This window comes from Sulfitobacter sp. HI0040, from assembly GCF_001634885.1.
In the GTDB taxonomy this organism is placed as follows: domain Bacteria; phylum Pseudomonadota; class Alphaproteobacteria; order Rhodobacterales; family Rhodobacteraceae; genus Sulfitobacter.
This window is the reverse complement of the sequence record NZ_LWEX01000127.1, coordinates 1-5,146: the sequence shown is the minus strand read 5'-3', so window position 1 is coordinate 5,146 and position 5,146 is coordinate 1. Positions and strand designations below refer to the sequence as shown.

Below are 5,146 nucleotides of genomic sequence, written 5' to 3'. Positions count from 1 at the left end.
AGAATGTCGATCCGGCCCGCTTTTTCCCCATAGCCGTAGCGGGTGACGACCACGCCCGAAAGCGCGCCCTGCCACTTTTCGTCTAGCGTGCGGGCCAGTTGTGCTGCCCCCTTTCCGGCCCCGATCACCACGGTTCGTCCCTTGGGCGGGGGCGGAAGATGCCGTGACAGAGCCGTTTCGGGCAGGGCCGCGGTGACCGCTGCGTCAAAAAGTTCCTGCAGCAGCTGTCTGTCAGCGTCGGTGTCGTTTTGCATCCGCGATCCCCGTCATGGTCTTGCGCGGGTAGTCTAGTAGCGGGTGCAGGGCACTACCAGCGGGAAGGCGATTCCACGCCCGCCCGTTGCGCGCCAGGGGTGAGCGGCGCACGGCGGGTTAAGGCGATGCTGACGGTCGCTCAGGTTACTGACGGCCCCGCAAATCTTTCGGAGCACGCCCGATGTCTGAAAACTCGCCGCTTCTCGACCTTCCGTATCTGCAGCCCGCGCAGGCTCAGAAACATGTGACCCATAACGAGGCTTTGCGGATGCTCGACGCATCCGTTCAGCTTTCCGTTCCGGGGCCGGGCGAAAGCGCGCCGCCCGCCGATCCGCAGGAGGGTCAGCGCCTGCTGGTTGCTAGCGGGGCGACCGGCGATTGGCAAGGGCAGGACAATGCCGTGGCGGTCTTTGTCGACGGGGCGTGGCAGTTTTTCGTCCCCGCAGTCGGCTGGACGGCATGGCTGCGGGAGGCTGGGACGTGGGCGGCCTTCGACGGCAGTGATTGGCGAGAGATGGCGCCGGGGCGGTGGGGCGTGAACGCCACCGCCGACGCGCAGACCCGCCTAGCCGTTGCCGCCGAAGGTACGCTCTTGACCCATGACGGTGCCGATCACCGGTTGCGGATCAACAAGGCCACGCCGGGCGACACCGCGTCGCTGCTGTTCCAGACCGGCTATTCGGGCCGGGCGGAGATGGGGCTGGCCGGGGATGATGGCTTTGCCGTCAAGTTGAGCGCCGATGGCGCCGCCTGGCGTACCGCGCTGGCCTTCGACCCGGCCACGGGCGGGGTGACGGGCGATGCCGTGCAGCAAGATGCGGCGGATGCCACGCCCGGGCGGCTGATGCTGGCCGAACACGGGCTGCTGCGCGGCGATGTGGTGGGTACGGTTTCCCAGACCGGCGGCACTGCGACCGGCGCGGTCATCGAATCCGTCGACGGGGCCGGGGGTCGCGTGGTGAAATGGGCGGACGGGACCATGATGATGACCCGCCGGGTCACATTCGACATGAACGAGAGCGCGGCCCAGAGCTTTGCCTATCCGCAATTGCCCGCCTCGGTACTGGCCGGAGCGGTGGCCGGGGCCGATGCCGCCGAAGCGGGCGACGCCACCAAGCGTCAGGTGCTGGCGGACCTTGCGCTCTGGACGGATGCGGGCGCGTGGGTTTTGCACCTGCCGCAGCCTGCGGGGCCGGGGACAGTGACGTTGAACCTGAGTGTCACAGGTCAGTGGTATTGAGCGTTCGCCAGATGGACTTGGTACCGGGAAGTTGCTAGCGGTTGCACCGACCGATAGTGATGGAGCCAGTAATGAAGATCGAAGAGACGGCCCTGCCGGGGGTCATAATCCTGACACCGGCGCGTTTCACCGATCAGCGCGGTTTTTTCAGCGAAAGCTGGAACCGCGCGCGGCTGGCCGAACACGGTATCCACGCCGATTTCGTGCAGGACAATCACAGCATGTCGCATCAGGCGGGTACGGTGCGGGGGCTGCATTACCAGACACCGCCCCATGCGCAGGGCAAGCTCGTCCGCTGCGGGCGCGGGGCGCTTTGGGACGTGGCGGTGGATTTCCGGCAGGGCAGCCCGACCTTCGCGCAATGGGTCGGTGTCGAGCTCAGCTTCGAGAACGGGCGCCAGCTCTGGATTCCGGCGGGCTTTCTGCATGGGTTCGTGACGCGCGAGGCCGATACGGAGATCATCTACAAATGCACCGATGCCTATGCGCCCGAATGTGACGCGGCGGTCCGGTTCGACGATCCGGACATCGGTATCGACTGGGGGATAGACCCTGACGCGGCGCTTCTGAGCGAAAAGGACAGCAAGGCACCCTACATTGGCGAGGTTACATCGCCCTTCCGCTGGGAAGATGCGGCATGAAGATACTGGTCACGGGGGGCGCGGGGTTCATCGGGTCGGCGGTGGTGCGTCAGGCCATCGCGCGGGGGCATGAGGTTATAAACCTCGATGCGCTGACCTATGCGTCCTGTCCCGCAAACCTCACCCCTGTGCAGGACGACCCGGCCTATCGGTTCGAGAAAGCGGATATTCGGGACCGGGCAACGCTGGACAGGATCCTTGTGGACCACCAGCCCGACGCGGTGATGCATCTGGCGGCGGAGTCCCATGTGGACCGGTCCATCGACGGGCCGGGCGACTTTATCGAGACGAATATCACAGGCACCTACAACCTGCTGGAAGCGGCCCGCGCCTATTGGATGGCCCGGGGCAGACCGGAGGGTTTCCGCTTTCACCACGTCTCTACCGATGAGGTTTTCGGCTCTCTCGGGGCGGAGGGATTTTTTACCGAAACGTCCCCATATGCGCCCAACAGCCCCTATTCAGCGTCGAAAGCAGCGAGCGATCACCTCGTCCGGGCCTGGCATGAGACCTACGGATTGCCGGTGGTGCTGAGCAATTGCTCCAACAACTATGGCCCTTACCAGTTTCCCGAAAAGCTGATCCCGGTAGTGATCCTGCGGGCGCTCGCGCGGGAGCCCATTCCCGTCTACGGGGATGGGGCGAATGTGCGCGATTGGCTCTATGTGGAGGACCACGCCGACGCCTTGCTGGCGGTGCTCGCCCGGGGCGAGAACGGGCGGTCCTACAACATCGGGGGCGAGAACGAAGCGCGCAACATCGACCTTGTGCGGAGCATTTGTGGCATCGTCGATGCGCGGTTGGGAGAGGATCGGAGTTCTGCCGATCTGATCACCTTCGTCAGCGACAGGCCGGGGCATGACCGGCGCTATGCGATCGATCCGACCCGCGTCCGCGAGGAACTTGGCTGGCGGCCTTCGGTCGCGCTCGAAGAGGGTCTGCGCAGCACGGTAGACTGGTATCTGGACAACCGCGGCTGGTGGGAAACGCTGCTGGCGCGGGATGGCGTCGGGCAGAGACTGGGGCAGGGCGGGTGAGGGCGCTGGTCTTTGGAACGACCGGGCAGGTGGCGCGGGAACTGGCCCGGCATCTGCCGGATGGCGTGCAGCTCACCGCACTGGCACGGGCAGACGCGGATTTGAGTGACCCGGCTGCCTGCGCCGAAGCTGTCACGGGTGCACAGGCCGATGTCGTGATCAACGCCGCGGCCTATACTGCCGTGGACCGGGCAGAGGATGAAGAGACGCTCGCGACCGTGATCAACGGTGCCGCCCCCGGGGCCATGGCGCGCGCCGCAGCGGCCCGGGGCCTGCCCTTCGTGCATCTTTCGACCGACTACGTTTTCGACGGCTCCGGCAACGCACCCTTCACCCCGGAGGACGAGACCGGCCCGCTCAACGCCTATGGCCGCAGCAAACTGGCCGGGGAGCGAGAGATCGCGGAGGCCGGGGGGCGCCATGTGATCCTGCGCACGTCATGGGTGTTTTCCGCGCATGGGGCGAATTTCGTGAAAACCATGCTGCGGCTCGCCGAGGGTCGCGACAGGCTCGATATCGTGTCTGACCAGCGGGGCGGTCCCACCCCGGCGGGGGAGATCGCGAAAGCAGTCTGGCGGATCGCCGGTCAGCTGCATTCGGGCGGGGGTGCTTCGGGCATCCACCATTTCAGCGGCTGGCCCGATACCGGATGGGACGGCTTCGCGCGGGAGATCTTTGCGACGGCGGGCAAGAACGTGACGGTCCACGGCATCCCCACGGCGGAGTATCCTACGCCAGCGCAGCGGCCGCTCAACTCGCGGCTGGATTGCAGCACCACCGAAGCGGCCTTTGGGATCGAACGACCTGATTGGCGCCGTGCGCTCACCGATATTCTGCAGCACCTCCGAAAGGACGACATATGACGCAACGCAAGGGCATCATCCTCGCCGGGGGGTCGGGCACGCGGCTTTATCCGATCACCATGGCGCTGTCGAAACAGTTGCTGCCGGTCTACGACAAACCGATGATCTATTATCCGCTGTCGGTGCTGATGCTGGCCGATATCCGCGAGATCGCGATCATCACCACACCGCAGGACGCCGACCAGTTCCGCCGCCTCTTGGGGGACGGGGCGCAATGGGGCCTCTCCTTTACATACATCGAACAGCCCGAACCCGAAGGGCTGGCGCAGGCCTATCTGCTGGCGGAAGATTTTCTGGATGGCGCGCCTTCGGCCATGATCCTCGGCGATAATATCTTCTTTGGTCACGGTTTGCCGGAACGGCTGGCCGCTGCGGATGCGCGGGGCACGGGCGGCACGGTCTTCGGCTATCAGGTCTCCGACCCGCAACGCTACGGCGTCGTTGATTTCGACGCGGAGGGGCGGGCGATTTCCATCGTTGAAAAGCCTGCTGACCCGCCGTCGAGTTTCGCGGTGACGGGGCTCTATTTCCTCGATGGGCAGGCGTCGCGACGGGCGCGGGATGTGCGCCCCTCTGCCCGGGGGGAGTTGGAGATCACCTCGCTGCTGGAGATGTATCTGCACCGGGGGGAACTGACCGTGGAGCAGATGGGCCGCGGCTTTGCCTGGCTGGATACCGGCACCCATGGCAGCATGCTGGATGCGAGCAATTTTGTCCGTACGCTGGAACAGCGGCAGGGGCTGCAAACCGGCTGCCCCGAAGAGATCGCCTATCACCGGGGCTGGATTTCGGCGGAGGACCTGCGGGCATTGGCGGCGCCCTATTCGAAGAACGATTACGGGCGGTACCTTGAACGGTTGCTGAAGTAGCGCCCTCAGGGCTTACAGCCGGTTGAGCGCGGCCAGCAGCCAGAGCGCCAGCTGGCCCGCGCGGGACTGCCGGTAGACGCCGGAGGCGCGCAGCCCGCGGAGCCTTCGGGTCAGCCCGGGGGCGCGGCGCGTGGCGGTGAAACTGTCGAAAGCGACGCGGTTTTCCGGGGTGAGTGCGCCGCGCAGGCTGGAAAGCGCGGCGAGGTTGGCATCGTTCCAGCGCCGCGACCGGCCGGAGAAG

The 5,146-nt window shown here is 65.8% G+C and carries 6 protein-coding genes and 1 pseudogene; 5 read left to right on the top strand and 2 right to left on the bottom strand.

Translation table 11 applies throughout. The features are described 5' to 3' along the window. A partial coding sequence (locus tag A3728_RS09250) for a DUF4147 domain-containing protein (protein WP_150120707.1) occupies positions 1-254 on the bottom strand: 254 nt, incomplete at its 3' end. Between the two features lie 182 nt (positions 255-436). On the opposite strand from A3728_RS09250, the gene A3728_RS09245 reads away from it, so the two are divergent. The 5 genes from A3728_RS09245 to rfbA all read left to right on the top strand — a co-directional run bounded on the left by A3728_RS09245 (position 437) and on the right by rfbA (position 4,905). Then, on the top strand, positions 437-1,495 hold the full coding sequence (locus A3728_RS09245; RefSeq protein WP_067922529.1) for a DUF2793 domain-containing protein: 1,059 nt from the start codon (positions 437-439) through the stop codon (positions 1,493-1,495). 71 nt (positions 1,496-1,566) lie between these two features. Further along, on the top strand, positions 1,567-2,136 hold the full coding sequence (gene rfbC / locus A3728_RS09240) for a dTDP-4-dehydrorhamnose 3,5-epimerase (protein ID WP_067922526.1): 570 nt from the start codon (positions 1,567-1,569) through the stop codon (positions 2,134-2,136). Further along, a complete protein-coding gene (gene rfbB / locus A3728_RS09235) occupies positions 2,133-3,173 on the top strand; it encodes a dTDP-glucose 4,6-dehydratase (protein WP_067922523.1) in 1,041 nt (346 codons plus the stop codon). Before rfbC ends, rfbB begins: the two co-directional genes overlap by 4 nt. Beyond that, a complete protein-coding gene (gene rfbD, locus A3728_RS09230; protein WP_067922520.1) occupies positions 3,170-4,036 on the top strand; it encodes a dTDP-4-dehydrorhamnose reductase in 867 nt (288 codons plus the stop codon). Before rfbB ends, rfbD begins: the two co-directional genes overlap by 4 nt. Beyond that, on the top strand, positions 4,033-4,905 hold the full coding sequence (gene rfbA, locus A3728_RS09225) for a glucose-1-phosphate thymidylyltransferase RfbA (protein ID WP_067922517.1): 873 nt from the start codon (positions 4,033-4,035) through the stop codon (positions 4,903-4,905). The genes rfbD and rfbA overlap by 4 nt, the downstream gene beginning before the upstream one ends. A 12-nt stretch (positions 4,906-4,917) precedes the next feature. On the opposite strand, the pseudogene A3728_RS23055 reads toward rfbA, so the two are convergent. Next, positions 4,918-5,146, bottom strand: a pseudogene (locus A3728_RS23055) (glycosyltransferase family 2 protein); the annotation flags it as partial.

Bases quoted from the DNA above. Each gene is read 5' to 3' on its own strand.
- A3728_RS09245 (WP_067922529.1), top strand. From the start codon at position 437: ATGTCTGAAAACTCGCCGCTTCTCGACCTTCCGTATCTGCAGCCCGCG.
- rfbB (WP_067922523.1), top strand. From the start codon at position 2,133: ATGAAGATACTGGTCACGGGGGGCGCGGGGTTCATCGGGTCGGCGGTG.
- rfbC (WP_067922526.1), top strand. From the start codon at position 1,567: ATGAAGATCGAAGAGACGGCCCTGCCGGGGGTCATAATCCTGACACCG.
- rfbA (WP_067922517.1), top strand. From the start codon at position 4,033: ATGACGCAACGCAAGGGCATCATCCTCGCCGGGGGGTCGGGCACGCGG.